This is a genomic window from Variovorax sp. PAMC 28711, from assembly GCF_001577265.1.
Lineage (GTDB): Bacteria > Pseudomonadota > Gammaproteobacteria > Burkholderiales > Burkholderiaceae_C > Variovorax.
The window spans coordinates 210,899-237,697 of sequence record NZ_CP014517.1; the positions used below are offsets into that span (position 1 = coordinate 210,899).

General features: G+C 65.2%; 27 protein-coding genes and 2 pseudogenes. 17 read left to right on the plus strand and 12 right to left on the minus strand.

Translation table 11 applies throughout. From position 1 onward, the window contains the following. Window positions 1–3 precede the first annotated feature (3 nt). From AX767_RS01150 to AX767_RS01160, 3 genes are read left to right on the plus strand one after another with little or no spacing between them, the layout of a single operon-like run. The gene (locus tag AX767_RS01150) at window positions 4–486 is read left to right on the plus strand and encodes a CreA family protein (protein ID WP_068627983.1); all 483 of its coding nucleotides are present in this window, start codon (window positions 4–6) and stop codon (window positions 484–486) included. Between the two features lie 4 nt (window positions 487–490). Continuing rightward, complete coding sequence (locus AX767_RS01155; RefSeq protein WP_068627984.1) at window positions 491–2,230, plus strand: ABC transporter ATP-binding protein; 1,740 nt, start codon at window positions 491–493, stop codon at window positions 2,228–2,230. Window positions 2,231–2,280: 50 nt separating this feature from the next. Next, window positions 2,281–2,790: a murein hydrolase activator EnvC family protein gene (locus tag AX767_RS01160; RefSeq protein ID WP_068627985.1), complete on the plus strand. Its 510-nt coding sequence runs from the start codon at window positions 2,281–2,283 to the stop codon at window positions 2,788–2,790. A 1-nt stretch (window position 2,791) separates the two neighbouring features. Here the strand turns inward: AX767_RS01160 and AX767_RS01165 are convergent, their stop codons facing one another. Beyond that, window positions 2,792–4,546 carry a phosphoethanolamine transferase gene (locus AX767_RS01165; protein WP_068627986.1) on the minus strand — a complete coding sequence of 585 codons (1,755 nt, stop codon included), beginning with the start codon at window positions 4,544–4,546 and terminating at the stop codon, window positions 2,792–2,794. A 46-nt stretch (window positions 4,547–4,592) separates the two neighbouring features. Then, the gene (locus AX767_RS01170; RefSeq protein ID WP_237288517.1) at window positions 4,593–5,270 is read right to left on the minus strand and encodes a phosphatase PAP2 family protein; all 678 of its coding nucleotides are present in this window, start codon (window positions 5,268–5,270) and stop codon (window positions 4,593–4,595) included. A 114-nt stretch (window positions 5,271–5,384) separates the two neighbouring features. On the opposite strand from AX767_RS01170, the gene AX767_RS01175 reads away from it, so the two are divergent. Both AX767_RS01175 and AX767_RS01180 read left to right on the plus strand, forming a co-directional pair. Continuing rightward, a complete protein-coding gene (locus AX767_RS01175) occupies window positions 5,385–6,056 on the plus strand; it encodes a response regulator (RefSeq protein ID WP_068627988.1) in 672 nt (223 codons plus the stop codon). Then, complete coding sequence (locus AX767_RS01180) at window positions 6,053–7,417, plus strand: sensor histidine kinase (RefSeq protein ID WP_068627989.1); 1,365 nt, start codon at window positions 6,053–6,055, stop codon at window positions 7,415–7,417. Before AX767_RS01175 ends, AX767_RS01180 begins: the two co-directional genes overlap by 4 nt. 4 nt (window positions 7,418–7,421) lie before the next feature. On the opposite strand, the gene AX767_RS01185 is transcribed toward AX767_RS01180, so the two are convergent. Together AX767_RS01185 and AX767_RS01190 are read right to left on the minus strand one after the other, a co-directional pair. Continuing rightward, on the minus strand, window positions 7,422–7,844 hold the full coding sequence (locus AX767_RS01185) for an acyl-CoA thioesterase (protein ID WP_068627990.1): 423 nt from the start codon (window positions 7,842–7,844) through the stop codon (window positions 7,422–7,424). Next, window positions 7,841–8,665 carry a DMT family transporter gene (locus AX767_RS01190; RefSeq protein WP_443082762.1) on the minus strand — a complete coding sequence of 275 codons (825 nt, stop codon included), beginning with the start codon at window positions 8,663–8,665 and terminating at the stop codon, window positions 7,841–7,843. Before AX767_RS01190 ends, AX767_RS01185 begins: the two co-directional genes overlap by 4 nt. Before the next feature lie 299 nt (window positions 8,666–8,964). Here AX767_RS01190 and AX767_RS01200 point away from each other — a divergent pair, with 299 nt between their 5' ends. From AX767_RS01200 to AX767_RS01215, 4 genes are all read left to right on the plus strand, one after another. Further along, on the plus strand, window positions 8,965–10,662 hold the full coding sequence (locus AX767_RS01200) for an electron transfer flavoprotein-ubiquinone oxidoreductase (RefSeq protein WP_068627992.1): 1,698 nt from the start codon (window positions 8,965–8,967) through the stop codon (window positions 10,660–10,662). A 130-nt stretch (window positions 10,663–10,792) separates the two neighbouring features. Beyond that, a complete protein-coding gene (locus AX767_RS01205) occupies window positions 10,793–11,761 on the plus strand; it encodes a TRAP transporter substrate-binding protein (RefSeq protein ID WP_068627993.1) in 969 nt (322 codons plus the stop codon). Continuing rightward, complete coding sequence (locus tag AX767_RS01210) at window positions 11,758–12,252, plus strand: TRAP transporter small permease (protein ID WP_068627994.1); 495 nt, start codon at window positions 11,758–11,760, stop codon at window positions 12,250–12,252. The genes AX767_RS01205 and AX767_RS01210 overlap by 4 nt, the downstream gene beginning before the upstream one ends. After that, a complete protein-coding gene (locus tag AX767_RS01215; RefSeq protein ID WP_068627995.1) occupies window positions 12,249–13,526 on the plus strand; it encodes a TRAP transporter large permease in 1,278 nt (425 codons plus the stop codon). Before AX767_RS01210 ends, AX767_RS01215 begins: the two co-directional genes overlap by 4 nt. Before the next feature lie 43 nt (window positions 13,527–13,569). On the opposite strand, the gene AX767_RS01220 is transcribed toward AX767_RS01215, so the two are convergent. Genes AX767_RS01220 through AX767_RS21485 form a run of 4 tightly spaced genes read right to left on the minus strand, consistent with a single transcriptional unit; the run spans window position 13,570 to window position 16,184 of the window. Then, the gene (locus tag AX767_RS01220) at window positions 13,570–14,181 is read right to left on the minus strand and encodes an O-methyltransferase (protein ID WP_082754728.1); all 612 of its coding nucleotides are present in this window, start codon (window positions 14,179–14,181) and stop codon (window positions 13,570–13,572) included. A 2-nt stretch (window positions 14,182–14,183) separates the two neighbouring features. Further along, complete coding sequence (locus AX767_RS01225; protein WP_068627997.1) at window positions 14,184–15,104, minus strand: NmrA family NAD(P)-binding protein; 921 nt, start codon at window positions 15,102–15,104, stop codon at window positions 14,184–14,186. Between the two features lie 13 nt (window positions 15,105–15,117). Further along, on the minus strand, window positions 15,118–15,510 hold the full coding sequence (locus AX767_RS01230) for a hypothetical protein (RefSeq protein ID WP_168164789.1): 393 nt from the start codon (window positions 15,508–15,510) through the stop codon (window positions 15,118–15,120). 44 nt (window positions 15,511–15,554) lie between these two features. Beyond that, entirely contained in the window at window positions 15,555–16,184 is a 630-nt protein-coding gene (locus AX767_RS21485) for an alpha/beta hydrolase (protein ID WP_168164790.1), read from the minus strand. On the opposite strand from AX767_RS21485, the gene AX767_RS01235 reads away from it, so the two are divergent. The 5 genes and pseudogenes from AX767_RS01235 to AX767_RS01255 all read left to right on the plus strand — a co-directional run bounded on the left by AX767_RS01235 (window position 16,140) and on the right by AX767_RS01255 (window position 22,624). Then, complete coding sequence (locus tag AX767_RS01235) at window positions 16,140–17,231, plus strand: LysR family transcriptional regulator (RefSeq protein ID WP_210392532.1); 1,092 nt, start codon at window positions 16,140–16,142, stop codon at window positions 17,229–17,231. The genes AX767_RS21485 and AX767_RS01235 overlap by 45 nt on opposite strands. A 119-nt stretch (window positions 17,232–17,350) precedes the next feature. After that, window positions 17,351–18,514 carry a glycine cleavage system aminomethyltransferase GcvT gene (gcvT, locus tag AX767_RS01240; protein WP_068628000.1) on the plus strand — a complete coding sequence of 388 codons (1,164 nt, stop codon included), beginning with the start codon at window positions 17,351–17,353 and terminating at the stop codon, window positions 18,512–18,514. Window positions 18,515–18,538: 24 nt separating this feature from the next. Continuing rightward, window positions 18,539–18,913 carry a glycine cleavage system protein GcvH gene (gcvH, locus tag AX767_RS01245; RefSeq protein WP_068628001.1) on the plus strand — a complete coding sequence of 125 codons (375 nt, stop codon included), beginning with the start codon at window positions 18,539–18,541 and terminating at the stop codon, window positions 18,911–18,913. Window positions 18,914–18,922: 9 nt separating this feature from the next. Next, window positions 18,923–21,851, plus strand: a pseudogene (gcvP, locus tag AX767_RS01250) (aminomethyl-transferring glycine dehydrogenase). Continuing rightward, window positions 21,848–22,624: an SDR family oxidoreductase gene (locus tag AX767_RS01255; RefSeq protein ID WP_068628002.1), complete on the plus strand. Its 777-nt coding sequence runs from the start codon at window positions 21,848–21,850 to the stop codon at window positions 22,622–22,624. The pseudogene gcvP and the gene AX767_RS01255 overlap by 4 nt, the downstream one beginning before the upstream one ends. Before the next feature lie 374 nt (window positions 22,625–22,998). Here the strand turns inward: AX767_RS01255 and AX767_RS01260 are convergent. Next, a pseudogene (locus tag AX767_RS01260) lies at window positions 22,999–23,885 on the minus strand (DUF3014 domain-containing protein). A gap of 333 nt (window positions 23,886–24,218) precedes the next feature. Between AX767_RS01260 and AX767_RS01265 the strand changes: the two are divergent. Further along, window positions 24,219–24,503 carry a hypothetical protein gene (locus AX767_RS01265; protein WP_068628003.1) on the plus strand — a complete coding sequence of 95 codons (285 nt, stop codon included), beginning with the start codon at window positions 24,219–24,221 and terminating at the stop codon, window positions 24,501–24,503. Window positions 24,504–24,645: 142 nt separating this feature from the next. Then, on the plus strand, window positions 24,646–24,876 hold the full coding sequence (locus tag AX767_RS01270) for a hypothetical protein (RefSeq protein ID WP_068628004.1): 231 nt from the start codon (window positions 24,646–24,648) through the stop codon (window positions 24,874–24,876). Window position 24,877: 1 nt separating this feature from the next. Here AX767_RS01270 and AX767_RS01275 read toward each other — a convergent pair whose 3' ends face one another. Further along, window positions 24,878–25,123: a hypothetical protein gene (locus AX767_RS01275; RefSeq protein ID WP_068628005.1), complete on the minus strand. Its 246-nt coding sequence runs from the start codon at window positions 25,121–25,123 to the stop codon at window positions 24,878–24,880. A 320-nt stretch (window positions 25,124–25,443) separates the two neighbouring features. On the opposite strand from AX767_RS01275, the gene AX767_RS22200 reads away from it, so the two are divergent. Continuing rightward, entirely contained in the window at window positions 25,444–25,569 is a 126-nt protein-coding gene (locus AX767_RS22200; protein ID WP_443082772.1) for an HNH endonuclease, read from the plus strand. A gap of 165 nt (window positions 25,570–25,734) precedes the next feature. Here AX767_RS22200 and AX767_RS01280 read toward each other — a convergent pair whose 3' ends face one another. Both AX767_RS01280 and AX767_RS01285 read right to left on the minus strand, forming a co-directional pair. After that, complete coding sequence (locus tag AX767_RS01280; protein ID WP_068628006.1) at window positions 25,735–26,262, minus strand: DUF2514 family protein; 528 nt, start codon at window positions 26,260–26,262, stop codon at window positions 25,735–25,737. Continuing rightward, window positions 26,259–26,729 (minus strand): lysozyme, encoded by a 471-nt coding sequence (locus AX767_RS01285; RefSeq protein ID WP_082755106.1) that lies wholly within the window; start codon window positions 26,727–26,729, stop codon window positions 26,259–26,261. The genes AX767_RS01280 and AX767_RS01285 overlap by 4 nt, the downstream gene beginning before the upstream one ends. Window positions 26,730–26,799: the final 70 nt, after the last annotated feature.

The window sequence follows — 26,799 nt, forward strand, 5'->3', positions numbered from 1 at the left end:
TTCATGAAGACTCTGACCCGTGCGACCCTCCTGACCTGTGCTCTCGGGCTCACGCTGTTCGCCGGCGCGCACGCCGAAATCGTGGGCGATGTCGACACCGCCTTCAAGCTCATCGGCCCGGACCACAAGATCGTGGTCGAGGCCTACGACGACCCCAAGGTCAACGGCGTGACCTGCTACGTCTCGCGCGCCAAGACCGGCGGCATCTCCGGCGCGATCGGCCTCGCCGAAGACAAGGCCGAAGCCTCGATCGCGTGCCGCCAGGTCGGCCCCGTGAGCTTCACCGAGCCCCTGAAGAAGCGCGACGAGATCTTCAGCGAACGGCTGTCTGTCCTGTTCAAGCGCCTGCGCGTGGTCCGCATGGTCGATTCGCGGCGCAACACGCTGGTCTACCTCACCTACTCCGACCTGCTGATCGACGGCTCGCCCAAGAACGGCGTGACCGCCGTGCCGATCGATCGGGCGATGCCTATTCCGGTCAAGTGATCCGATGACGGCCCTCGCACCCGGTAACGCGGTGCGCGAGCTATACAGCGCGCTCTGGCAATACGCCGCCGGTGCCCGCGGCCAGCTCATCGGCGCGAGCGCGCTGCTCACCGCGTCGCAGCTCATCCGGCTCACGATGCCGTGGATTGCGGCCCAGGCCATCAATGCGCTTCAGCGCGGCGAAATCGCCGCGTCGGGTCGCTGGATCGTGCTGTTGCTCGGCGTGTATCTTTTCTCGTGGTTGCTGCATGGCCCAGGCCGCGTGCTGGAGCGCAACGTCGGCGTGCGGGTGCGCGAAACACTGGCCGATACGCTCTACGCGCGCATCGCCGGCGCACCGCTGACCTGGCACGACGGCCACCATTCGGGCGAACTTCAGCACCGCGTTCACCAGGCCAGCCGCGCACTGTCCGACTTCGCGCAAAACCAGTTCGTGTACCTGCAGAACGCGGTCAACTTCGTCGGTCCGCTCATTGCGCTCGCATTGCTTTCGACGGTGAGCGGCGCGACAGCGATGGTCGGCTACGTGGTGATCGCCGCCGTCATCCTGCGCTTCGACCGCGCGATCATGTTGCTGGCCCGCACCGAAAACGACGCCGACCGCCGCTACGTGGCCGCCCTGCTCGACTTCATCGGCAACGCGTCGACGGTGGTCGGCCTGCGGCTGCAGCAGGCGTCGCGCTCGCTGCTCGGCCGGCGCATGGCGGCGGTCTCGGCGCCGCTCAAGCGCGCGGTGGTGCTCAACGAAGGAAAGTGGTTCGCGGTCGACCTGATGGGCCTGTCGCTGACCTGGGCGCTGGTCGTGCTCTATGTGTGGCAGACCCGCACGCCGGGCCAGGCGGTCATGCTGGGCGGCGTCTTCATGATCTACCAGTACGCGCAGCAAACCGCGTCGGTCGTCGGTTCGATGGCGGCCAACTTCCAGAGCTTCGCGCGCATGCACACCGACTTTCAAAGCGCGGCACCCCTGTGGAACACGCCCTCGGCGCCAGCCGGTGCCGCGCAAGCGATCGACCGCGAGACGCCCTGGAAACACCTCGCCATCCGCGGCCTGCGCTGGGGCTACGCCGACGCCTCGCGCGGTGGCGGTTTGCACGACGTGACGCTCGACCTGCGGCGCGGGCAGCGCATCGCGCTGGTCGGGCCGAGCGGCGGCGGCAAGAGCACGCTGCTGCGGGTGCTGGCCGGCCTCTACCTCCCGACGCAAGGGACGCTCGCCTTCGACGACGCGCCTCTCCGCGAATGGGCCTCGCTGCGCAAGCTCGCCACGCTGATCCCGCAGGAGACCGAAGTCTTCGAGGCCAGCGTGCGCGAAAACCTGACCTTCGGCGAAGCGCACGAACACGCATCGCTCGACGCCGCACTGCATGCCAGCGCGTTCGACGAGGTGCTCGCCGCCATGAACGGCAGCCTCGACACACCGCTTACCGAGCGCGGCTTCAACCTCTCGGGCGGACAGCGACAACGACTGTGCCTCGCGCGCGGCGTGCTCGCGGCCGAGGGAAGTTCGCTGCTGCTGCTCGACGAACCCACCAGCGCGCTCGATGCCGCCACCGAGGCGCGCGTGCTCACGCGAATCGCCGCGCATTTTCCTGGCGCGTGCCTGATCGCGTCGATCCACCGGCTGAGCGTGCTGGACCATTTCGACACGGTGGTGTTGATGGAATCAGGACGTGTGCGGGATGTCGGCCCGCGTGACGAAGTGCTCGCGCGCCAGCCGCAACTGCGTACAGCCACGAGGTAAAAAAGGGCTACAACGGAACCTGAACGCACCGATTGCGTTCCAATCGCCCCATGCAACCCTCGACTCTTGTCATCCGCACCGGCCTCGTGCTGATCGCCGCCGCCGCACTGGTGGCCTGCCAGACCACGCCGTTGCCCTCCAACGCGCCATCCGTGCAACCGGTGCCCGGGGTGCCCGCACCGAAACCGCCGTCGGCTTTCATTCGCCCCGCCAACGGCCCGACGATCGCGCGTTTCGACGGCAATCAGAGCAAGGGGCTGGACATTGCCGGCAACCAGGGCGATCCCGTGGTGGCGTCGCGCGACGGCCGCGTGGTGATCGTGAGCGACGCGCTGCGCCAGTACGGCACGATGATCATCGTGAAGCACGACGAAACCTACCTCACGGCCTACGCCAATCTCGACCGTGCACTGGTCAAGGAAAACGATGTGGTGCGCCAGGGCCAGAAGATCGCCGAGATGGGCAAGAGCGGCACCGACCGCGTCAAGCTGCACTTCGAGGTGCGAAAGAAAGGCGTGGCGGTGAACCCCGAACCCTACCTGGACGGCAGGGCCCGGTAGTTCAGCCGGCGGTGCGGCATCCGGCGAACATGTCGAGCGCCGGCTTGTAGCTCGGCGATTGCACATCCATCACACCCAGGGCGGTGTGATACAGGTTGTCATGCGTGTAGGCCTTGTCGAGGTTGCCCTGCAGACAACGCGTCGACAACTTCTCGCGCTGCTGCATGCCTTCGCTGAACCAAGCGACGAGCGGAACATGCTTCTGCACTTCGGGCGCGATGCTGTACGGCAAGCCATGCAGAAAAAGCCCGTACTCGCCCAATGATTCACCGTGATCGCTCTGGTACAGCATGGCGGTGTCGTAGGTCTTGGACTGCGACTTGAGCCAGTCGATGGTTTTGGCGAGCACGCGATCGGTGTTGCGGATCGAGTTGTCGTAGCCGTTCAGCAGCTCGGCGTGCGCGCACTCGGCCAGCGCATTGCTCTTGCACTCGGGGTTGAACGCTTTCACGTCGGCGGGCGAGCGCTTGTAGTACGCCGGGCCGTGGCTTCCCATCTGGTGCATCACCAACACCACCCCCTTGTTGCGGCGCTCAGCTGGCAAACCGGCGAGGCGCGCATCAAGCCCGTTGAGCAGGGCCTGGTCGAGGCACTCGTCACCATCGCACAGCGCGGCCTTCGTTTCGGGCGACAGGCCATTCACGGCAAACGCGTTCGGGATGCGATTGCAGACGTCCTTGCAGCCCGCCTGGTTCTCGATCCAGAAGACAGCGAGGCCGGAGGCCTGAAGCACATCCAGCAGGTTCTCGTAGTCGTCCTTGCGAGACTCGAACGCCGTCTTGCCGAGCGGTGAAAACATGCACGGCACCGAGGCCAACGTGTTGGTACCGCACGAATGCACATTGCGATAGCTCAAGACATCGCGCTTGGCCAGCTCCGGTGTGGTGTCGCGCGCGTAGCCGTTGAGCGCGAAGTGGTCTGCACGGGCGGTCTCGCCGACCACGATCACGAACAAAGGCGGACGCGCCTGCCCTGCGTAAGTGGCGCCGAGCGCCACGCCACCCGTCATCGGAATGAGCTTGCGGCTGTGTTGGAGCAGCGGACGCAACGCTACCGTGGAGCCCGAATACAGCGTCGCCAGCGGATTCATCATGTAGCGCAGGTGCACATTGTTGCGCATGAGCGGCGCAAGTTCGCGGTTCATCGCCATGCCGCCGCCGACGGCCACCGCGAGCGCGCCGACGCACAGCGCGAGGTTGCGCCAGGTTTGCGTCCACAGGCGCATGGGCACGATGCGCACGCGCCAGAGCCACCAGCCGGCCGGTACCGTGACCAGCATCACATTGAAGACCATGCGCCAGCTCAGCAGGTCGCCGATCTCGTGCGCATCGGTCTGGCTGGCGTTGGCCAGCATGCTGGGGTCCATCACGATGCGGTAGGCCAGCATGTAGTGCTGCACCACGGCGGCCAGCAGCACGATGGCAAACCACAGGGGCTTGACCCAGCGCGACCAGGCTGTCAGCGAGAGCAAAGCGACCGTGCCGGCCACCAACAGCAAGGCCATGCCACCCACGCTGCGCAGGTACACGCTGGGGGCACCGCCGATGCGCGCCAGGTCGAGCCACAACGGCCAGTTGGCCGCAATGGCAAGGTACACGCTGAGCCAGAGGACGACGTTGCGCGTGCTGCGAGGCCGGGCCATCCACGCATCGATGCGGGCAAGCCAGGCGGGGAGCGAGCGGGACGCTGGCGCAACCGGAAGATCGACCGCAGAACCGGACGAATCGGTGACGGATTGGGTGAGAGGACGGCGCATGCTGCGACGTTATTCAACGGGCCTGAGCCCCGCCTGAACGCGCCGCTCAGGAATGGTTCAGCTTCGCCTGCATGCGCGCCGCCGAGGCGCGGCCACGCCAGCCCGTCGCCACAACGTCCATTGCCAGCCCGACGGCCCAGCACACCCAGGCGGTCCACAAAGTGTGGCTCATGTAGTGGGCGCCCCGCATCTGCTGGCCGAGACCGAGCGCGAACCCGACGACCAGCGCCACCGCAAGCCAGAGCCATGCAACCTGCGGTGCCACGCGGCGGAAAACGAACCAGCCCCCGAGGTACGCGAAGGCAGCCGACGCATGGCCTGCGGGGAAGCACTTGCCCGGCCCGCCGTCATCCACGCCCCAGGCCCAGTGCGAGACGTGCCGCGCCATGCCGCCGAACTGCCGGAGATCCCAGGGGCAGCTGGTGGCGCTGTGCGTCTTGATCATCGACACGGCCAGCACCGAGGCCAGCACGGTCAGGGCGAGCTGGAGCCGCGCGGCCTTGTCGAGCCGCCGCAAGACCCCGACGGGCCAGCCGATCGCGAGGAAAAGGCCGATGACCAGCGCCCAGCTCGTGAAGCGCGGCACTTCGTGCATCCAGAGAATGAGGCGATGGTTGCTGCGCCACGGAAAGCCGTTCGGCGTACCGAACCACTGCGCTGCTGCGAGATCGAGCCCGGAGGCGTCCCATGCGACCACCAGGGCCAATGCGACGAGGGTGGCCACGAGCGGGCCACGAAGGTTGAAACGGGTCATGCGAGGCGCGAGCGTAGGCACCTCGACTGAACGCAGCCTGAAGCCGAGCCGATAGACTTCCGGTTTTGGGTCCGAGAGGTTGGCGTGCGCGTATTGCTGGTCGAAGATGACGTGGCCTTGTCGGAGGCGGTGTGCGGCTACCTGCGCGCCAAGGCCTTCGTGGTCGACGACGTGCCCAGCCTGGCAGCGGCTCGCAGCGCGCTCATCTCGGCACAGTACGCGGCCGTGCTGCTTGACCTGCACCTGGGCGACGGCGACGGGCTGACCCTGCTGCCGGCCATCCGTGCGCTCAAGGAACGCCCCATCGTGATCGTGCTCACCGCGCGCGACCAGGTCACCGACCGCATCCGCGGCCTCGACGCCGGCGCCGACGACTACCTGACCAAGCCCTACGACCCGGGCGAATTGCTGGCCCGCCTGCGTGCGGTCGAGCGCCGGCGCAGCGCCGGCAACACGCCGCTGCTGCAACTCGGGAACATCGAGATCGACCTCGCGCGCGACTTGGTGCGCCGCGCCGGGGCGCCCGTCACGCTGACGCAAAAAGAATGGGCGCTGCTGCGTGTGATGGCGACGCGTCCGGACCGCATCCACACGCGTGAGGCGTTGCAGGACGCGCTGTACGGCTTCGACGACGACACCGACAGCAACACGCTCGAAGTCTTCATCAGCCGACTGCGTCGCAAGCTCGGGCGCACCCATATCCAGACCTTGCGCGGCCTCGGCTACCGCCTGGTCTATTCACTGGACGGCGAATGAACACGCGGCCCTTCTTTCAGCGCGGTGCCGACACGTTGTCGCGCCGACTGACACGCACGCTTGTGCTGTGGATCGGTGGCGCCTGGCTGCTCAGTGTGCTGGCGGTGGTCTGGTACGTGGACCGGGAGATCAACTACAACTTCGACAACGAACTGGTCGAGGTGTCGCACCGCATGTTCGATCTCGCGGTAGAGGAACTGGATCGCCGGCAAGCCGAGGCGTCGCTGACGAAGCCGCTCATCGCGCCGACGCCTTTGTTCCGTGATGCGGCGGTGATCTACCAGGTGGTCGATTCGCACGAGCGCGTGTTACTGCGCTCGGCCGAGACACCACCGGGCACCTTCGACGTGCCGATCGCCTCTGGCTTTTCGAATCTCGAGGAGTGGCGAATCTACACGGTGAAACATCCCTCGCGCCCATTGTTCCTGCAGGTCGCCGATCCGCTGAGCGAACGGCGCGACGCGCTCAATCGCACGTTGTTCGGACTGCTGCTGCTGCTCGGCGCCATGCTGCCGCTGCTCGCGTTGCTGCTGTCGCGCATCACGCGCGATGAGTTGAAGGTCCTGCAGGGCCTGGCGGGCGAGATCGGCCAGCGCAGCGGCACTGACCTCCGGCCGATCGCGCTGCCCGGCCTGCCCGGGGAATTGAGCCTGGTCGGCGATCATGTGAACCGCCTGCTGGAGCGGCTCGCACAGTCGCTCGACGTGGAACGCGCGCTGGCCGCCAACGCTGCGCATGAGCTGCGCACACCGCTGGCCGCCGCGCGGCTGCGCCTGCAAACGGCGCTCGACCACGACCTGCGGCGCACCGACGTCGAGGCCGCGCTCACCGCGCTGCAATCGCTGAGCCACCGCGCCGAGAAGTTGCTGCAGCTGTCGCGTGCCGAATCGGGTGCGTCGTTGGGGCGCGAGCCGGTCGATCTCGTGCAACTGGTCGCGACTGTCGCGCAGGAGTTCTGGCAGGAGCCGCGTGCACTCGGACGGCTCGATCTCACGGTGCCGGACACCGGGTCCGGCCCGCGCGTGCTCGGCGACTTCGACGCGCTGGCCATCGCATTGCGCAACCTCGTGGAAAACGCGCTGCACTATGCGGGCGACGCGCGGGTGGAGATCGAGGCGACGCCCGACGGGCAGCTCGTGGTGCGTGATTCGGGGCCGGGTGTGAACGACGTCGAGCTGCGCACCCTGCAACTGCGCCATGTACGCCACAGCGCCGAGCGCACCGGCTACGGGCTGGGTCTGTCGATCGTGTCGACCATCGTGGCCAAGCACGATGCGCAACTGGTGCTCCGATCGCCACCGGCCGGTGGCGTGTCGGGCTTCGAGGCCCGCATCGTGCTGACACCCGCGCCGGGTTTCTGATCGTTCAATCGGTGACGAGTGACCGCAGCCAGTCGGGCAGCGGCAGCGCCTTCTGCTTGGGGAAATCGACCCAGATGGTGGTCGCGCCGCCGGCCGCACAGATCACGTCAGGCGCGTCCGCCCGGGCCATGGTGCCCCAGGTTTCGAAGGTGGTGCGGGCCGGATCGCTCGCATACATCTTCAACAGCACGTTGCCCGGGTACTCGAGCTGGCGGTAGAAGTTGCAAAACGCATTGACGATCACGATGCCCTCGCCGCCCGGCGACGGATCGAGGCCGAGCGACTGAAACCAGTCGATGCGCGCGGTTTCGAGGTAACGAAAGTAGCTGCCGTTGTTGAGGTGCCCCATCGCGTCCATGTCGCCCCAGCGAATCGCGATGGTCATCTCGTAGACGAGCTTCTTCTTGTGCGGAATTTCAATTCTCATCGGTGTGCCTTGATCGATGCCAGGATGCCCAGGACGAAGAGCGCTGCGGCGGCCAGTTCGGTCGCATGCGGCCATCGGCCGTCCCATACAAAAGAGTAGAGCAGTGCGAACAGCGTCTCACTGACGATCAGTTGCCCGCAGAGACTCGCCGAGAGACGCTGACTCGCAACGTTCCACAGGATGGTGGCCAGCCAGGATGATCCGATGCCGCCCGCCAGGGCAAGCAGCCAGAAGAGCCCGACGTTGGGCTGAGACTGCAGCGCGGCCACATCGGACCCTGCGACAAGCCACAACCCGACCGCGCCGAGCCCCGTGGAAATTCCAAGCCAGTTAGCCCAGTCCGTGGCAGCCACATCGGCATGGTGCTTGAGCCAGGCGGCGTTCAGCAGGCCGAACACGGTCCAGCTCGCCATCGCCAGCACTGCCAACGTGAGGCCAGCGCCAAAATGCCCACCGTTCGAAACGCCTGCGTCGGACCATGCACTCGCCACCATCAATCCGATCCCCGCAGCGGTGAGAAACAATCCCGGGAGCAACGAGCGCAAGCGAAGGCCGGCCGGCCTGCCGAGCAACATCATCCAGACCGGAATAGTGCCGATCACGAGGCTCGGCACGGCGGTACCGAGCGCCTCGATCGAAAAAGCCAGCAGCAAGTAGTAGCCGGTAAAACCCAGCAGGCTCAGCGCGGCGGCGGTGCGCGCCTGCCGCCACGTGGGCCACCGCACTGCAGCGGGTCTGGCAAACACCGCCACTGCAGAAATCAACCCGAACACGGCAAATCGCGATGCCGCGATGTCGACCATGCCGATGTGGCCGACCATGCGGGGCACAACGAACACAAGGCCCCACAACGCACCCGCCGCCAGGCCGGCCGCAATACCAATGAGAGCGTGCCGCTTCAGACGACCCGCCCGTCGTCGACGGCGATCTTCGCTTTGCTCCGGAGGGCCACTCGGCCGGATCGATCGATGCTGAAAGCCATGAAGAGAAATCCCGGTTGGAGTCGCGAATGTGACGTGGAGGTGAAGCCGATGGCCGACGTGCAAAGCCCGGCGCGCCGCATAAAATCTCTCGAATCCCGGGTGCCGCGCACCCTCCAAAACATTATCGACGAGCCCCCATGACCCACGACGAAATCCTCGCCCAGTTCGGCCCTCGCGAAGCCATGGAGTACGACGTGGTCGTGGTCGGTGGCGGGCCCGCCGGCCTGTCGACCGCGATCCGCCTGAAGCAGCTCGCCGCCCTCAACGAGAAGGAAATTTCCGTCGTGGTGCTCGAAAAGGGCTCGGAGCCGGGCGCACACATTCTGTCGGGCGCGATCATGGACCCGAAGGCGCTCAACGAGCTGCTGCCCAACTGGCGCGAACTCGGCGCGCCGCTGAACCAGCCGGTGACCGACGACGCCATGGTGTTCCTCGGTGAAAAGTCCGGCCTGCGCACCCCGAACATGTTCCTGCCGGCGTGCTTCCAGAACCACGGCAACTACATCATCAGCCTCGGCACCTTCACCAAGTGGCTGGCCCAACAAGCCGAGAACCTCGGCGTCGAAATCTTCCCGGGCTTCCCGGCCGCCGAAGTGCTCTACAACGAAGACGGGTCGGTACGCGGTGTCGCGACCGGCAACCTGGGCGTCGGCAAGGACGGCGAGCCGACCGAGAATTTCCAGCTCGGCATGGAACTGCTCGGCAAGTACACGGTGTTCGCCGAAGGCGCGCGCGGCCACCTCGGCCGCCAGCTCATCTCGAAGTTCAAGCTGGACGAAGGCAAGGACCCGCAGACCTACGGCCTCGGCGTGAAGGAAGTGTGGGAGATCGATCCCCAACGCCATCAGCCCGGCTTCGTGCTGCACACCGCCGGCTGGCCCATGAAGAGCGACACCTACGGCGGCGCCTTCCTTTATCACATGGAAGACAACAAGGTCACGCTCGGCTTCATCACCGGGCTCGACTACAGCAACCCGTACCTGAGCCCGTTCGAGGAAATGCAGCGCTGGAAGCTGCACCCGAACATCCGCTGGTACCTCGAAGGCGACGAGGCGCACGGCATCAAGCCGGCCAAGCGCATCGGCTACGGCGCACGCGCGATCACGGCGGGCGGGCTGATGTCGCTTCCCAAGACAGTGTTCCCGGGTGGCGCGCTGGTCGGCTGTGAGGCGGGTTATCTCAACGTCAGCCGCATCAAGGGCAGCCATGCCGCGATCAAGACCGGCATGCTGGCAGCCGACGCAGCCTTCGAAGCCATCGGCGCAGGCCGTCAGCACGATGAACTGAGCGCCTATCCGGCGGCGTTCGAAAAGAGCTGGTTGTACACCGAGCTCAAGAAGGCGCGCAACTTCAAGGCGTGGTTCAAGAAGGGCCTGACTGTCGCGACGCTCATGAACGGCATCGAGCAGTGGCTGCTCAAGGGCAACATCCCCTGGACGCTGCATCGCAACAAGCCGGACCATCTTTACCTGAAGCCGGCTTCTGAATGCAAACCGATCGTCTATCCCAAGCCCGACGGCAAGCTCACTTTCGACCGGCTCTCCAGCGTGTTCATCAGCAACACGAACCATGAAGAGCAGCAACCGGCGCACCTGACGCTAAAAGATCCGTCGGTGCCGGTCGACATCAACCTCGCGAAGTTCGCCGGACCCGAGAGTCGCTACTGCCCGGCCGGCGTGTACGAATTCGTCGAAGCCGCCGAGGGCAAGCAGCGCCTGCAGATCAATGCGCAGAACTGCGTGCATTGCAAGACCTGCGACATCAAGGACCCGACCCAGAACATCGTGTGGGTCACGCCCGAAGGCGGCGGCGGGCCGAACTACGTGGGCATGTGATGCCGGCCGATCACGGGCATGCGCTGGCGAATGTCCGTGAAAATCCCGACGCGGCGAGACGGGGTGTTGCGGCATAGTCGGCGGCAGACCGTTGCGCACTCCGCGCCGACGAACAACTCCCGGAGACACCATGAAAATCGGCCACATCGCCGCCGCCTGCCTTTCACTCGCACTGAGTGCAGGCGCCTTCGCGCAAACCGCGATGAAGATCAGCATCTCGACCGCCCAGAACTCCCACCAGGGCGTTGCCATCGACACCTTCGCCAAGGAAGTCGCAGCCCGCACCGGCGGCCGCTACAAGATCGAGACCTTCTACAACGGCTCGCTCGGCGGTGAGCGCGAATCCATCGAAGCGGTCCAGCTGGGTACGCAGGCGCTGGCTTTCTCGTCGACGGGCCCGGTGCCCAACTTCGTGCCCGAAACCAAGATCCTCGACGTCCCCTTCCTGTTCCGCGACAAGGCCCACGCCCGCGCGGTGCTCGACGGCCCGATCGGCCAGGACCTGCTTGGCAAGTTCGACGCCAAGGGCTTCAAGGCGCTGGCATGGGGCGAGAACGGCTTCCGCCACATGACCAACAGCAAGCGCGACGTGAAGGAACCGGAGGATCTGAAGGGCCTGAAGATGCGCACCATGGAAAATCCGGTGCATATCGCCGCTTACAAGGGGCTTGGCATCATCACGACGCCAATGGCATTCCCCGAAGTGTTCACCGCGCTCCAGCAGGGCACGGTCGACGGTCAGGAGAATCCGTTGTCCGTGATCCTGTCTGCCAAGTTCGCGCAGGTGCAGAAGCACCTGTCCCTGACCGGCCATGTCTACTCTCCCTGCATCTTCGTCATGAACAAGGAGATGTTCGACAAGCTCGGCGCAGCCGACAAGACGGCCTTCCTCGAAGCCGCCAAGGTGGCCGTGAAGGCCAACCGTGACCGCGTCGACCAGGACGATGCCAATGGCGTGAAGATGTTGCGGGAGCAGGGCGTGACGGTGATCGAGAATGTCGACAAGCCCCGCTTCGTCTCGGTGCTGGCCCCTGTCAACGCAGAGTTCGAGAAGCAGTTCGGCAAGGCCAACCTGGACAAGATTCGCAACTACAAGTGAAAGAAAAATTCCTTGGCATCGAGCGCTGGACCACCGGCTTCTCGATGGTTTCAGCATGCGCGATGCTCGTCATCGCCTCGGCCCTCGGCGTGTTCCAGATCGTCACGCGCTTCATCCTTGAGCAACCCGCCGAGTGGAGCGAAATCCTGATCAGGTTGAGCCTGATCTGGATGGTGTTTCTCGGCATCCCGATGGCCTTCCGCCAGGGCGCCATGGTCAGCGTCGACGTGCTCCACCGCTGGAGTCCGCCGCGCATCAAGCGGGTTCTCGACGCGGTGGTCAGCATCGCCGCACTCACCTTGATGCTCGTGATCCTCTGGTACGGATGGGACTACGCGATGCGTGGCCGGGTCCAGTCCATGGCCGGGCTCGAGAGCATCTCGATGGTCTGGGCCTACCTGGCCCTGCCGGTGGGCGCTGTGTTCAGCCTCATCGCCATCGCCGCCAATTTTCTCGACCCCAAGCGGCTCGAACTGGAGACCGCGCAATGACGCCGACGATGATCGTCACGATGGTGTTGTGCTTCGCACTGTCGGTTTCCGTGGCCGTCTCGATCGGGCTCGCCTCCATCGTCGGCCTGCAGGTGTCGAACGCCAACATGCTCATTTCCGCCAAGGAGATGTTCAATTCGATCAACAAGTTTCCGCTGGCGGCCATCCCCTTCTTCATCCTGGCCGGCAACCTGATGGAAACCGGCGGCATCTCGCGTCGGCTGGTCGAATTCGCCAAGAGCATCGTGGGCGGCGTTCAGGGCGGCTTGCCGATGACCTGCGTGCTGACCTGCATGATCTTCGCGGCCGTGTCGGGCTCTTCGGTGGCCACCACGTTCGCGATCGGTGCCATCCTGATCCCTGCGCTGGTCAAGCACGGCTACCCGACCAGCTATGCGGCGGCACTGCAGGCGACCAGCGCGGAACTCGGCGTGATCATCCCGCCGTCGATTCCGCTGATCCTGTACGGCGTCAGTGCCGAAGTGTCGATCGGCGAACTGTTCATTGCCGGTTTCGGACCCGGCCTCCTGATCAGTGGCGCGCTCATGCTGTTCGTGTGGGCGTACTGCAAGTGGAAGGGCTGGGGCAAAACCGACGGCGAAGGGCGGCTGCCCTTCGGCAAGGCGCTCTGGCAGGCTGGCTGGGCACTGCTGATGCCGGTGATCATCCTGGGCGGCATCTACGGCGGCGTGTTCACGCCGACCGAAGCGTCGGCGGTGGCGGTGTTCTATGCGCTCATCGTCGGCGTGGTGATCTACCGCGAGATCAGGCTGGCCGATCTGTACCTGATCCTGCGCAAGTCGGTGCTGTCGTCGGCCGTGATCATGTTCATCATCGCCAATGCGGGCCTGTTCGCATTCCTGCTCACGCGGGCGGGCGTGCCGGAGGCGATCGGCGTGTGGCTGCAGGACGTGCTCAAGACGCCCGCCTACTTCCTGCTCGGCGTGAACGCGGCGCTGTTCTTCATCGGCATGTTCATCGAGACCAGCGCAGCCATCATCGTGCTGGCGCCGATCCTCGCGCCGGTGGCGATGCATTTCGGCATCGACCCGGTGCATTTCGGCCTGGTCATGGTGGTGAACCTCGCGCTCGGCATGATCACGCCGCCCTTCGGCGTGAACCTGTTCGCGGCGTGCACGGTGGCGCGCATCTCGCTCGACCGCATCGTCAAGCACCTGATCCCGTTCGTGCTCGTCATCCTGGCCTGCCTGATGGTGATCACCTACGTGCCGTGGATTTCGCTGGCACTGCGCGATTTGGTGTACGCCAAGTAGATCGCACAACCTTCGGAACGCCGCGCGAGGTGATCGCGCGGCTTCACCCGGTTTTGATGCTCACGGCCGTACGTCCACCTTCTGCCATGTCACTGGTCATCCAGCGGCGTTCATCCGAGAGCAGCTGGCGCCACAGCGCGGCATCGCCGCCGAGCTGCAGATTGGTCGTGATCAGCATGCCGCCGGGACGGAGCAGCCGCTCCATGCATTGAAACTGCGGAAGCGTCGGTGCAAACCCGTCGAAAAAGGCAAGGTCGTAGTCTGCGCTGAAGGTTTGTGCCACCGCCACAAACTCGCCTTCATGCACCGTGATGCGATTTTGAAACCCCAGGTTTTTGATGTTCTCGCGGGCCAGCGCCACGTGTGCTGCATCGAATTCCACCGTGTCGACGTGGCCCCGTGCGCTGCCGTGCGCCAGACAACAGGCGGTGTAGCCCAACGCGGTTCCAAACTCCAGAACACGCAGCGCGTGCATGGCGGCAGACAACACCACCAGGCTGGCGCCGTCGGAATAGGTGTAGGCCTCGCAACCGTGCGAACGGCGGTGGCGTTCGCTGACCGCGTGCAATGCCTGGATGCGCGACCATTCGCCCGGTCGGCCGCCTTCGTGGCCAGCGCGCCGTGGCTCTGTCAGAGGGTGCAACCTACCGGACATGCTCAATGGCGCTTGTCCGTATTGCCCGAACTGGCCAGGCTCGGCAGGCTTGCCGCCAGCGCATCGCTCAGACCCACCGTGCCGCGTCGCGTTTCATGCGTGCCCTCGAAGGCGATGTGGCCGGAGTTGAAGCCGTCAAACATCTCGCAAAACGCCTGGCTCGACCGCGCAGAAAACCCGTTGGCGACAAAGCTGTCTGCCCAAGTGTCGCGCGCTGGCTCGCTGACTTCCACCGGACGGCCCAGAAGCGCTGCCAGCACTTGGGCGGCATCGACCGGCGAGCTGTCGGCAGGACCATGCAGCTCGACAACGCGGCGACCCGGCACACCGTCGGTCAACAAGGATGCAGCCGTGCGGCCGATGTCCAAAACGCTGACGCTCGGAAACGCCATGGAAGCCGGCTGGAACAGGGAGGGCAGCACCCCGTGCGCCTTCACTGGCGCAACAAACCACATCCAGTTCTCCATGAAGTTCGCGGCCCGCAACACGGCCACATCAAACTCGCCGTCGAGTGCTTTCAATTGCTGCTCAAAGTCGTAGGTGGTCTGGATGTTGCCTGTGCCCTGAGCATGCTGGCCGCCCACCGATGAGAGCGCAACGATGCGGTGCACCTTCGCGGACCGCACGGCGGCAACCATGGCTGCATGCGCATGGTGGGCGCGCGCGAAAAGATCGGCGTCCTGGTAGGCAGGCGGGTTCAGTAAATAGGCGCCGGCGCAGCCTTGAAAGGCCTCGGTGATGGCCGCCACGTCACCGACGTCTGCCAAGGCGATGTCGGCACCTAGGTCGCGCCAACTCTCGACGGTGCTTTCTTGCCGAAGCACGACACGCACAGCGTGCCCGCCCGCCAACAAAGTCCGCGCAACAACCGAGCCGGTTTGGCCGGATGCGCCAACCACGGCGTACACATTTTTTTGGATCATGCGGGAGCCCTTTTTATGTAGAACGGAAAAAGCGTGCCAGCTGCGGCACCACCCGATCGATGGTGATCGGGTCTTCGTAGAACTGCATCTGGTTCTTGTCGCCCATCCAGAGCAGTTCTTTTTTGGCGGCGGGAATCTGCTCGAACATCTTTCGGGGAATGACGGGCCCACTCGCCGCAAGGTTGGCGTGCACCATGAGCGTCGGCGTTTCAAGTTTGCGGATCACTTCATCGACGTGGTGGCCCCAGATGTCTGCTTCGCTCATGGCCGTGATGCGGTTCTCCCACAGCCCATGGAAGTTCCAGAAAGCGCCGCGATCGGCCCAGCGCTCGTAGAACTGCCGGATCACAGGGGCCTTGAGCAGCGCCTGTGCATCGGTCGCGCTCACGATCGGGATGTAGCGCACTTCACCGCTTTTTTCGAAGGCGGCACGTGCGGTAGCCGCACGCCTCAAGCGATCGGCAATTTCCTCTTGAGACCCCAGGTACAGCGCCGCCGTTTCGGGCACGAGGTAATGGCCCGCCACAACGCCGAGCGCCCGCACACGCGTGTCCAGTGTGGTCGCTTCGATGGCCCAGTTGGCGCCTTGGCAAATGCCCAGCACGTAGATGCGTTCCGGGTCGACATCGGGCGGGCCGCCAGATAGTCGATGCTCGCTCGCAGATCCTCGACCTTCGCCCGACGGGATTCGAAGTTTCTCGGGGCACCGCCGCTCTCGCCGCGAAAGCGTGGATCGAAGACGAGTGCGACATAACGCTCACGCGCCAGACGCGCTGCGTACTGAAGCGGCGCTTGCTCCTTGACATAGGCCACCGGCCCGATGACAACGACGGCTGGCTTGCGCCCGGCGATAGGCGGCACGAAGGCATTGCCCACCAGCTCTACGCCCTGACTTGGGTAGCGCACCCGCTCCACCGCGTAGCTGCCCGCGTCGATGCGTGAATGCTCGCCCCACGGCTGCGTCGCGAACGGGCCCGCGCTGGCGTTCTGCAAATGCGCGGGCGTGCTGGCGGCGCCCGACTCTTCGGCACGGGCTTGCAAGACCGCTGGCGACATGGCGGCGATAACGAGGGGCTTCATGGCGCTTCTGCGATTCATGATCAGGTGTTGTGGAACTGGAAGCGCGCAATTTTCCAAACATATCGCCATCCGGAAAAGCCCATAATTTGCATGATGAACATGCAAGAACCGGATGGCGATGGAGGCTTGGAAACGCTGGATCTCAACCTGTTGCGCGTGCTCGATGCGCTACTGCAAACCCGCAGCGTCACGCGGGCCGGCGAACGCCTGGGCCTGAGCCAGCCCGCGACCAGTCGACAGGTTGCGCGCCTTCGCCAGTCGCTTGGGGACCCTTTGCTGGTGCGAACCGCAAAGGGGTACGTTCCAACGCCGCGCGCCGAGGCACTGGCGCCGCTTGCGCGCACGGCGCTCGATGCCGTTCGTGCGGTGTTTGAACGCACCGGGTTTGACCCGGCGTCGAGCACACGAGCCCTTCGCATCGCGACCACAGACTACGGGCTGCTCGCAGTGGCTGGCCCCGCGTCGCTACAAATCGGAAAGGCAGCGCCCGCGCTTCGACTTGTTTTTGAGCCTTGGACCGACGGAACACTTGCCGAAATGGAACAAGGGCACATCGACCTTGCGCTGTATGCAGACGATCCGCTCCCCCCGGACTTCCACGCGCGCGAACTGTTCAAGGAGCGCTACGCCGCGTTGCTGCGCGCAGATCACCCCTTGACCCAACAGCGCCCACTCCCCACCGGGCGCAAGTTGATTGAGCAATTGGCAAGCTACCCGCACATTGCCGCAAGCTACCCAGCCGGGCGGCAATACCTGCCCGACGACGTGCTCGAACGCATGGGCGCGCGCAGTCACCGCATCGCCATGCAAGTGCCTTACTTCACCAGCGCCGCCGCGCTGATTGGCGACTCCGACCGGGTCATGCTGCTTCCGCGTCGCGCGGCGATGTATTTGTCGTCAAGCGGTGCGCTTGCCGTCATGGCGCTCCCTGCGACTGCGCCCACCTTCTCCTACCGTCAAATCTGGCATGCGCGTGTTCATCGAGACCCGGGTGTGGCCTGGCTTCGGAAATCGCTGATCGAGTCCACGCGGCGACGCGCGCCGTGATGCTTTTCTTCGCACCCACCGATACTTGGCGGCCATTCATCCGGGTGCGGCGAAAATTCGCGGCGTCGCATGGCGCGAGCCGCCGATTTAGACTGCCCCTTTGCGCTGGAACCTGTCCCATGGCTGCTCCCTCTGACACCTTGCTCACAACCCCGCTGCACGACCTGCACGTCGAACTCGGCGCGCGGATGGTGCCTTTCGCGGGCTACTCGATGCCGGTGCAGTACCCGGCCGGCCTGATAGCCGAGCACCGGCACACACGCACCGCGGCGGGCCTTTTCGACATTTCGCACATGGGCCAGTTGCGCCTCATCGGCCCCGAAGCCGCAGCCGCCCTCGAGACGCTGATGCCGGTCGACGTGATCGGCCTTGCGCCCGGCAAGCAGCGCTACGGCCTCTTGCTCAACGACGACGGCGGCATCCTCGACGACCTGATGTTCTTCAACGAAGGGCACGACTCGCTCTTCGTGATCGTCAACGGTGCCTGCAAGGTCGACGACATCGCGCACCTGCGCGACAAGATCGGCGCGCGCTGCGACGTGCAGACCTTGCCGGACCACGCGCTGCTCGCGCTGCAGGGCCCGCAGGCCGCAGCGACGCTGGCGCGCCTGTCGCCCGGCATCGACCGCTTCGTCTTCATGACGGGCGCTGCCGTGCAGATCGGCGGGATTCCGGCTTGCGTCACCCGCAGCGGCTACACCGGCGAAGACGGGTTCGAGATCTCCGTTGCCGGTGACCAGGCCGACACACTGGCCCGCCTGCTGCTTGCGCAGCCGGAAGTCAAACCCGTCGGCCTTGGTGCGCGCAACTCGCTGCGGCTCGAAGCGGGCCTCTGCCTCTACGGCAACGACATCGACACCACCACCACGCCGGTCGAGGCCTCGCTCAACTGGGCGATGCACAAGGTGCGGCGCGCCGGCGGTGCGCGCGAAGGCGGCTTTCCCGGTGCGGCCAAGGTGCTCGCGCAGCTCACCGCATCGACCGGCGCGGCCGGCCATTCGGACCATCACACGCTGAAACGCAAACGCGTGGGGCTGGTCGCGCTCGAACGCATTCCGGTGCGCGACGGCACGCTGCTCGAATCCTTCGAGGGCGGCCTGGCCGTGGGCCAGGTGACCAGCGGGCTGCTCGGCCCCACGGCGGATCGGCCGATCGCCATGGCCTATGTCGCGCTGGCCTATGCCGAGCCCGGCACCCGGCTGCAGGCCATCGTCCGCGGCAAGCCCGTGCCGATGGAAGTGACCACCCTTCCCTTCGTCCCGACGCGCTACTACCGCGGCTGACCATTTTTTCCAGGAGCATTTCTCATGACCGTCAAATACACCAAGGACCACGAGTGGGTCCAGTCCACCGGCAGCGATGCCGCCACCGTCGGCATCACCGTGCACGCGCAGGATGCGCTGGGCGACGTGGTGTTCGTCGACCTGCCCGAAATCGGCAAGACCTTCGCGCAGGGCGAAGTGGCCGGCGTCGTCGAATCGGTCAAGGCCGCGGCCGATGTCTTCATGCCCGTGTCGGGCGAGATCACCGAAGTGAACGAGGCGCTGCGCGCCGACCCGTCGCTCGCCAACAGCGATCCGCTGGCGGCCGGCTGGTTCTTCAAGGTCAAGCTGAGCGAACCGGCCCAAGTCGATGCGCTCATGGACGCACCCACCTACGACAAGTTCGCCGAAGACAACTGACCCGATCCCATGGCCCTGCCGATGACCCCCCTGCCCTCACTGCGCGACCTCGAAAACGCCGACGAATTCATCGCGCGCCACATCGGCATCGAAGCCGCGGACGAAGCGCGCATGCTGCCCGTCATCGGCGCGAAGACCCGCAAGGCACTGATCGACGGCATCGTGCCGCCCGCCATCCGGCGGTCGAAGCCGATGGACCTGCCGGCGCCCGTGAGCGAAGCGGCAGCGCTCGCAGAACTGAAGACCATCGCGTCGAAGAACAAGGTGGCGCGCAACTTCATTGGGCAGGGCTACTACGGCACGCACACGCCCGGCGTCATCCTGCGCAACATCCTGGAGAACCCCGCCTGGTACACGGCCTACACGCCCTACCAGGCCGAAATTTCGCAAGGCCGCATGGAAGCGCTGCTCAACTTCCAGACGATGGTGTGCGACCTCACCGGCATGGCGATCGCCAACGCGTCGATGCTCGACGAGGCCACCGCCGGCCGAAGCCATGACGCTGGCCAAACGCAGCGTGAAAAGCAAGAGCAACGTGTTCCTCGTGGCCGGCGACTGCCACCCGCAAACCATCGAAGTGCTGCGCACGCGCGCCGGGCCGCTGGGCATCGAACTGAAGATCAGCACCGCCGCCGAAACATTGCCGCACCTGATGGCGAGCGGCGAATTCTTCGGTGCGCTCGCGCAATACCCCGGCACCACCGGCCAGGTGCACGACCTCCGACCACTGGCCGGCCATGCGCACCAGGTCGGCGCCGCGTTCTGCGTGGCCGCGGACCTGCTCGCGCTCACCCTGCTCGCGCCGCCCGGCGAGTGGGACGCCGACATCGTGTGCGGCACCACCCAGCGCTTCGGCATGCCGCTGTGCAATGGCGGCCCGCACGCGGCCTACCTGGCGTGTCGCGATGCATTCAAGCGCTCGCTGCCGGGCCGGCTGGTCGGCGTCAGCGTCGACGCGCACGGTGCCCCGGCCTACCGGCTCGCGCTGCAAACGCGCGAGCAACACATCCGCCGCGAGAAGGCCACGTCGAACATCTGCACGGCACAGGTGTTGCCGGCCGTGGTGGCGAGCATGTATGCCGTTTATCACGGCCCTGCCGGGCTCACCCGCATCGCGCAACGCGTGGCGGCCCTCACGTCGATCCTGGCGCAGGGGCTGGAGCAGATGGGCCGCGAGCTGGTCAACCGCACGGCGTTCGACTCACTCACTGTGAAGAGCGGCGACGATACCGCCCAGGTGCTCGAACGCGCGGCCGCCGCCAGCTTCAACCTGCGCCATCGGCTACAGCAGCACCTCGGCATTTCGCTCGACGAGACGACGACGCGGACCGACATCGAAACGCTGTGGGCGCTGTTCGTGCCGCAGGGCGTGGCCATGCCGCGCTTTGAACTGCTGGCCGAAGTTGCGACGACGCGCATCCCGGCAGACCTGCGCCGCACCAGCGCGTTCCTCACGCACCCGGTGTTCAACACGCACAAGAGCGAGACCGCGATGCTGCGCTACATCCGCAGCCTCTCCGACAAGGACCTCGCCCTCGACCGCAGCATGATCCCGCTCGGCAGCTGCACCATGAAGCTCAATGCCACGAGCGAGATGATCCCGATCACCTGGCCCGAGTTCGCCGACATTCACCCCTTCGCGCCGGCCGATCAGCTCGCGGGCTACGCTGAGCTCGACCAGCAACTGCGCGACTGGCTCTGCGAAGCGACCGGCTACGCCGGCATCAGCCTGCAACCCAACGCCGGCTCGCAAGGCGAGTACGCCGGCCTGCTTGCGATCAAGGCCTTCCACGAATCACGCGGCGACGGCCAGCGCGACATCTGCCTGATCCCGTCGTCGGCGCACGGCACCAATCCGGCGAGCGCGCAGATGGCCGGGCTGCAGGTGGTCGTCACCGCCTGCGACACGCAGGGCAACGTCGACATGGACGACCTGCAGCGCGCCTGCGAAAAGCACAGCGCCCAGCTGGCCGCGGTGATGATCACCTACCCCAGCACGCACGGCGTGTTCGAGACGCGCGTGAAGGAACTCTGCGAACTCGTGCACGCGCACGGTGGCCGCGTGTACGTCGACGGCGCCAACATGAACGCGCTGGTCGGCGTCGCTGCGCCCGGCGAGTTCGGGGGCGACGTGAGTCACCTGAACCTGCACAAGACCTTCTGCATTCCGCACGGCGGCGGCGGACCCGGCGTGGGTCCGGTGTGCGTGGTCGAAGACCTCGTGCCCTTCCTGCCGGGGCACGTGACCGCGCAAGGCGAAAGTTCGGTGGTCGGTGCCGTATCGGCTGCGCCGCTCGGCAACGCCGCCGTGCTGCCGATCAGCTGGATGTACTGCCGCATGATGGGCGCCGACGGCCTGCAGGCCGCGACCGAAACGGCGATCCTCAGCGCCAACTACATCAGCGCACGCCTGAAGGACCACTACACGACGCTTTATGCCAGCCCGAACGGCCATGTCGCGCACGAGTGCATCCTCGACCTGCGCCCGCTCAAGGACACCAGCGGCGTGTCGGCCGAAGACGTGGCCAAGCGGCTGATCGACTATGGCTTCCATGCGCCGACGCTCAGCTTCCCGGTGCCCGGCACGCTGATGGTCGAGCCGACAGAGAGCGAGCCGCTGGCCGAACTCGATCGTTTCATCGACGCGATGATCGCCATCCGCGGAGAGATCCGTCGCATCGAGGAAGGTGTCTGGCCGCAGGACGACAACCCGCTGCGCCACGCGCCGCACACGGCCGCCAGCCTGCTCGGCAGCGAGTGGACGCGGCCCTATTCACGCGAGCTCGGCGCCTTTCCGCTCACCTCGCTCACCTCGCTCACGCAATCCAAGTACTGGCCGCCGATCGGCCGCGTCGACAACGTCTATGGCGACCGCAACCTGTTCTGCAGTTGCGTGCCCGTCGGACTGTACGAATCCACCCGGGACCCCACGCCATGAACGCCACGACCATTGAAGGACAAACCGCCTGGATCACCGGCGGTGGCAGCGGCATCGGGCTCGCCGGCGCAATCGAGCTCGCGCGCGCGGGTTGCCGCGTCGTGATCTCGGGCCGCGATGCGGGCAAGCTCGACGCTGCGCTGGCCGACGCCACCGCACGCGGCGCGCCGGCCGGCAGCCTCACCGCGATGGCGCTGGACGTGTCGGACCGCGTCGCCGTCGAACGCGTGGCGCAGGCCATCGAAGCTGCGCACGGCGGCGTCGACATCCTCGTCAACAGCGCGGGCGTGAACTTCCCCAAGCGCTTCTGGAAAGAAACCGACGCCGCCACCTTCGAGAAGGTGATGGCCATCAACCTGAACGGCGCCACCTTCTGCACGCTCGCGGTGCTCAAGGGCATGCAGGCGCGGCGCCGCGGCACCGTCATCAACGTGGCGTCGTTCGCGGGCTGGCATTTCAGCTACCTCACCGGCCCGGCGTACATCGCGAGCAAGGCAGGGCTGATGGCGCTCACGCATTCGTTCAACATCGAGGAATGCGTGAACGGCCTGCGTGCGACGGCGCTCTGCCCGGGCGAAGTGGCGACGCCGATCCTGAAGCAGCGTCCGGTCGAACCGAGTGCCGAGGACAAGGCGTTGATGCTGCAGGAAGACGATCTCGGCCGCACCATTCGCTTCATCGCCGACATGCCGCCTCACGTGTGCATCAACGAGCTCGTCATCACACCGGTGTTCAATCGCATCTACATCGGGGGCAGCGAACTCAAGCGCTGAAAAGCCCCTGCGGCGACTCGACCACCGCAGCTCGCTCATTGCAGGGCGCTGGCGCCCTCAGGTCGGGCCTTGAAGCTGCAGGCAGTAGCCGAGCAAGGCGTCGATTTCGGTCGATTTGTCGAACACCGCATCTGCATCGAACTGCTCAATGCAGCGAGTGCGCATGCTTTCGGTGACGATCGCGAGCTTCCATCGCGATGAACGTGGGCAGCGACAAACCAGTCCTTTCGGAAAGCCGCTTCTAGATCGTCGACCCGGGCGCGCGCGGCGAATTGAATGGGTCTTTCCGAGTATCGACAGGCTGCCCCAAGCGACCGTAGGACAAGATCGGCAGCCGTGTCTGCGAGCGAAATCTATCGGCCAGTTCGTGCAAATCACTGCTTTTTCGCCACGCTGCCTGTCGCGATCTGGCGTCGGAACTCCGCAAGCTTGGCCTTGAGCCGGCGTTCGTTCGCAGGGCCCATGCGAACCAGCAGCTTCTGTCCGCTCGACATCGCCTCCAGCTTCGGATCGGCGAACTCGTAGCGCACCCAGGGCCGAGAAGAGGTCTCCTCGCCCTTCACTTCGGTCAGCACCACCTTCGGCATGGCGTCGGACTCCGGCGCCTGCAACAGATGGTCGATCACCGCGATGAGCCGGTCGTTGAAATAGCGACCCGGATAGCCGAGCTCTTCGTACGCCTGCTGGAAGAGCGGGTAGAGCCGCGCGTAAAGGATCGCCGCCGCCCCCGCGTCGACCGACTCGACGAGGCCGACGAAGCCCGCATACCGCGCCGCGTTGTCGGGCTGATGGCCTGGTTGCCGCTGGAACCGGTCACCGCGAAACGTTGCGGCGTCGGCTGCACCGGCCACATGCGCGAAGGCGCCTGGCCGCGCGGCAGGTTGTCCACGGTGGCGACGAAGCGGCGCACGAAGCCATCGAGCTGCAGAAACGAAGCCACCGACTTTCGCCCCAGCAGCTCGGTGATCGCCTTGGCAATAAAGGCGTCCGACTCGGGAAGCCTCGGCAACACGGCTTCCGGCTCGGCCACCGCGTCGATGGGATTCAAGGGTCCCGATGCGGCCATCGCCGGCGCTGGCGCGGGCATGTCCGGCGGCGGCGGCGCACTGACGGCAGGCGATGGCGACGGGGTCGCCCTCTCCCGATGTGCCCAATACCACCAGCCGCTGCCGACAGCAGCGACCAGGAGCAGGATGACGACAATGACGCCGGCCGACGATTCGCGGGCTGGCCTGAAATCTGCAGGTGTTCTTTCGGACATCGCCCATTACAAACCCCCGGCCGCCCTCCCAGGTAACGGCCTGTGAACACCCCGGAAACACGATGGACATCGACTTCGCCACCCTCACCGAATACCAGCGCTACAAGCTCGCGTAAGAAGTCAACAACCACGCGGCATAGCGCACGGTTCGCGCTCCGCATCACTGGTTGCTTTCCCAGCATTCCGACCCGCATTGCGTCGTTCGTAGGGGGTCGATTGCGGAGCGGAATCGCACCCAGTTTCCGGCCATTCCCCCACCCCAACGACACCCGATTCTGGGCTGCCGTTCCACAAGGAGCGGTGTTGAGCCGTTCCCATTTTTAGGAGCTTGAAATGAACCTGCACGATCGCTTTGAACAGTACGAAGACGAGTTTCTCAAATTTGACCGCATCGACAACCCGAAGTCGAAGCGCCCTGACCTTCATGCTTTTTTGATGCTGGACGAGATCCAGCCTGGAGAGCGGGATCTGATCTCTGCAAGCGAGCATGACGAGTTCTATCTGGACATCGACTGCGATGCCTTCGCGGAGAAGGCTACCGACGAACAGATCCGTGACCTGCAACGTTGTGGCATCAGGTACGACAGCGAGCTTGATTCGCTTTGCATGTTTGCCTGACTGCGCTCCGCCCACTGAATGAGCCGCCTAACCCAGCTCCTACGCGCCTTCATCTGGGGCACTGTCTGGATGATGGGCTTGGACGTTGTGCTGGTGATCGGGTACTTGTTGCTGCGGTGAAAGGCTGAAAAGCACTGTTCGGATGTACAGTGTTCGCATGCCGACCGACGACTTCTATACCTTCACCCTGCCACCGAACGCCTGGAGCAAGAAGCCCTACCCATCCACGTTCAAGATGACGATGGACGAAGCTGCGCGGCGCTTCCCGGGTGCCCAGCCGATCCAAGGCTCACGCGAGGTGAGAACGCGCGCTACGACCGGCGTCACGGCGGCAAAGGACGAGCTCTACGGGCGCAAGCACGGGCCAGGCTGACCTACCCCACAGGGTCGGCGTTCTCGTCTTCACCTTCAGCGCGCGGCCCGACGGCCGGATCGGCGACATGGCCGTGCAAAGCCTTGACGCCAGCAGCCCACGCATCCGCCCACGACGTGAACGAGCCCATCGAAGCCTCGACGTCTTCCCAGACGGTGGCGTCCTCTTTGCTCTCGATGATGACCCAGTGAAAGACGCCCGGATCGGGCTCGTCTACGAAGACGGTGAGGCGGCGTAGGTGGTCCATGCCGCCAGCATAGCGGCTCAGGGTCTAGGGACTGGCCTAAAATAGGCGAGCCCTCACCGCCCGGCAAGGCGATGAAGGCTCTAACCAATCAACCTGTAGGAGAGGTCATCATGGCTACCCCAATCTTAACGGCCGGCATCCTGCGGTCGCTCCTGCACTACGACCCAGACACTGGCGTCTTCACAGCTAAAGTAGATGCATCTGGCCCCGGTGCGCGGCGCCGCGCTGGAGATGTAGTGGGCGCTGCACACAATCGAGGCTATCGCCTGATCCGCATGGGCAGCGAGCGATTTCTTGCGCACCGATTGGCTTGGCTGTACATGACAGGGTCATGGCCTGTGAGCACGATTGACCACCGGAACGGCATCAAGGACGACAACCGCTGGGACAACTTGCGGACATCCCTCAGACCGAAAATCTGCACAACCAGCGCAGAGCGAAAGTAGGCAGCGCTTCCGGATTGCTCGGGGTGCACTGGCATGCTCGGGACAAAGTATGGATGGCGAAGATTTGCACGAATGGCGAGTCGCTCTACATCGGGTCCTTCAGATCAAAAGAAGCCGCCCATGAGGCGTACCTTACGAAGAAGCGGGAGCTCCACTCCACCTGCACTATTTAGCGATCAAGGAGTCGTAGGCTTTCTCGCAGGTTTGACCTGAGATTCGGCTTCGATCAAGAGCTTCTGCCAGCTCTCCCGCCGTGCTGTCAGCCCTTGCGAACAGGTAGCTGAGCAGATCGAGGGGATCTGATCGAGCGCTGGCTGTCGCGCCTGTGGTGGCAACGCCGGAGTCCTCGGCGGCTCTACGGATGGCGGATAGGAAGGCGGCAACACGCTGCTGCACCCGCTGCTCAGCAGCACCAGCGCGCTCAGCGTCAGCACGGGCCACATCGATCTTCTGCTGTCCTTCATTGCTCACTCCTTCGACCGTAGCGGCCCATCGTTGTTCGGTGTCGCGGCGCGAGCGCTCGGCCAGGCGCGCGGACTCGGCCTGCGTGGCTTGGTATGCGGAGAACTCGGCCGCGGTGCGCGACTGCGCGGCTTTCGCGTTGCTGACGCGCACTTGTTGGGCGCCGACCATGGCCAGCAGGAAGGCGATCACCAGCGCCACCCAGACCTTGGGCGACATGAGCGCCATCATGATTCGAAGACTGCGCGCTCGGCAGCACGGCGCCGGCGCAGTCCCTTTTCAACGTTGCTGCCAGGGCTCACCCATGAGTCAAAGGCCAGCGAGGCGCCTTCGTAGTCGCCCGCGTTCAGCTTGCGCAGCAGGGTCGACGGCCGGCCATCCTTGAGGCGGATGATGCCGTCGCGCGAGGCCGACCCAGCCCCCACGTTGAAGACGATCGAAACCATGGCATCGAACTGGCCCTGAGTCATCGGCACGGTCACGTTCGCGCTCACGATTGCTTCGCGCTCCGCTATGTCGACGGCTAAGCGCTGATCGGCTTGCGACTGCTCCCAGATCGTCCCGCGCCCGATGCCACGCCCCGTCGCGCCCCACCCTACCGTCCAAGGGTCGCCACCGGTCTTTGGATCCGGATACGCGACAAGCTTGCAAGACTCAAATTGCTTGATGAGGTCGACGCCTCGCTTGGATGTCTGCATGGTCATTTCTCCTATGAAAAAGAGGACGACCACGCCTAAAATAGGCGAGCCCGCAAAGCGCTACCAACGC

What these genes read in the sequence shown, in the direction of transcription:
- AX767_RS01150 (WP_068627983.1), top strand. Translation starts at nt 4, where the DNA reads ATGAAGACTCTGACCCGTGCGACCCTCCTGACCTGTGCTCTCGGGCTC.
- AX767_RS01155 (WP_068627984.1), top strand. Translation starts at nt 491, where the DNA reads ATGACGGCCCTCGCACCCGGTAACGCGGTGCGCGAGCTATACAGCGCG.
- AX767_RS01160 (WP_068627985.1), top strand. Translation starts at nt 2,281, where the DNA reads ATGCAACCCTCGACTCTTGTCATCCGCACCGGCCTCGTGCTGATCGCC.
- AX767_RS01165 (WP_068627986.1), bottom strand. Translation starts at nt 4,546, where the DNA reads ATGCGCCGTCCTCTCACCCAATCCGTCACCGATTCGTCCGGTTCTGCG.
- AX767_RS01180 (WP_068627989.1), top strand. Translation starts at nt 6,053, where the DNA reads ATGAACACGCGGCCCTTCTTTCAGCGCGGTGCCGACACGTTGTCGCGC.
- AX767_RS01185 (WP_068627990.1), bottom strand. Translation starts at nt 7,844, where the DNA reads ATGAGAATTGAAATTCCGCACAAGAAGAAGCTCGTCTACGAGATGACC.
- AX767_RS01190 (WP_443082762.1), bottom strand. Translation starts at nt 8,665, where the DNA reads ATGGTCGGCCACATCGGCATGGTCGACATCGCGGCATCGCGATTTGCC.
- AX767_RS01200 (WP_068627992.1), top strand. Translation starts at nt 8,965, where the DNA reads ATGACCCACGACGAAATCCTCGCCCAGTTCGGCCCTCGCGAAGCCATG.
- AX767_RS01205 (WP_068627993.1), top strand. Translation starts at nt 10,793, where the DNA reads ATGAAAATCGGCCACATCGCCGCCGCCTGCCTTTCACTCGCACTGAGT.
- AX767_RS01215 (WP_068627995.1), top strand. Translation starts at nt 12,249, where the DNA reads ATGACGCCGACGATGATCGTCACGATGGTGTTGTGCTTCGCACTGTCG.
- AX767_RS01220 (WP_082754728.1), bottom strand. Translation starts at nt 14,181, where the DNA reads ATGTCCGGTAGGTTGCACCCTCTGACAGAGCCACGGCGCGCTGGCCAC.
- AX767_RS01225 (WP_068627997.1), bottom strand. Translation starts at nt 15,104, where the DNA reads ATGATCCAAAAAAATGTGTACGCCGTGGTTGGCGCATCCGGCCAAACC.
- AX767_RS21485 (WP_168164790.1), bottom strand. Translation starts at nt 16,184, where the DNA reads ATGAAGCCCCTCGTTATCGCCGCCATGTCGCCAGCGGTCTTGCAAGCC.
- gcvT (WP_068628000.1), top strand. Translation starts at nt 17,351, where the DNA reads ATGGCTGCTCCCTCTGACACCTTGCTCACAACCCCGCTGCACGACCTG.
- gcvH (WP_068628001.1), top strand. Translation starts at nt 18,539, where the DNA reads ATGACCGTCAAATACACCAAGGACCACGAGTGGGTCCAGTCCACCGGC.
- AX767_RS01255 (WP_068628002.1), top strand. Translation starts at nt 21,848, where the DNA reads ATGAACGCCACGACCATTGAAGGACAAACCGCCTGGATCACCGGCGGT.
- AX767_RS01265 (WP_068628003.1), top strand. Translation starts at nt 24,219, where the DNA reads ATGAACCTGCACGATCGCTTTGAACAGTACGAAGACGAGTTTCTCAAA.
- AX767_RS01270 (WP_068628004.1), top strand. Translation starts at nt 24,646, where the DNA reads ATGTACAGTGTTCGCATGCCGACCGACGACTTCTATACCTTCACCCTG.
- AX767_RS01275 (WP_068628005.1), bottom strand. Translation starts at nt 25,123, where the DNA reads ATGGACCACCTACGCCGCCTCACCGTCTTCGTAGACGAGCCCGATCCG.
- AX767_RS22200 (WP_443082772.1), top strand. Translation starts at nt 25,444, where the DNA reads ATGACAGGGTCATGGCCTGTGAGCACGATTGACCACCGGAACGGCATC.
- AX767_RS01280 (WP_068628006.1), bottom strand. Translation starts at nt 26,262, where the DNA reads ATGATGGCGCTCATGTCGCCCAAGGTCTGGGTGGCGCTGGTGATCGCC.
- AX767_RS01285 (WP_082755106.1), bottom strand. Translation starts at nt 26,729, where the DNA reads ATGCAGACATCCAAGCGAGGCGTCGACCTCATCAAGCAATTTGAGTCT.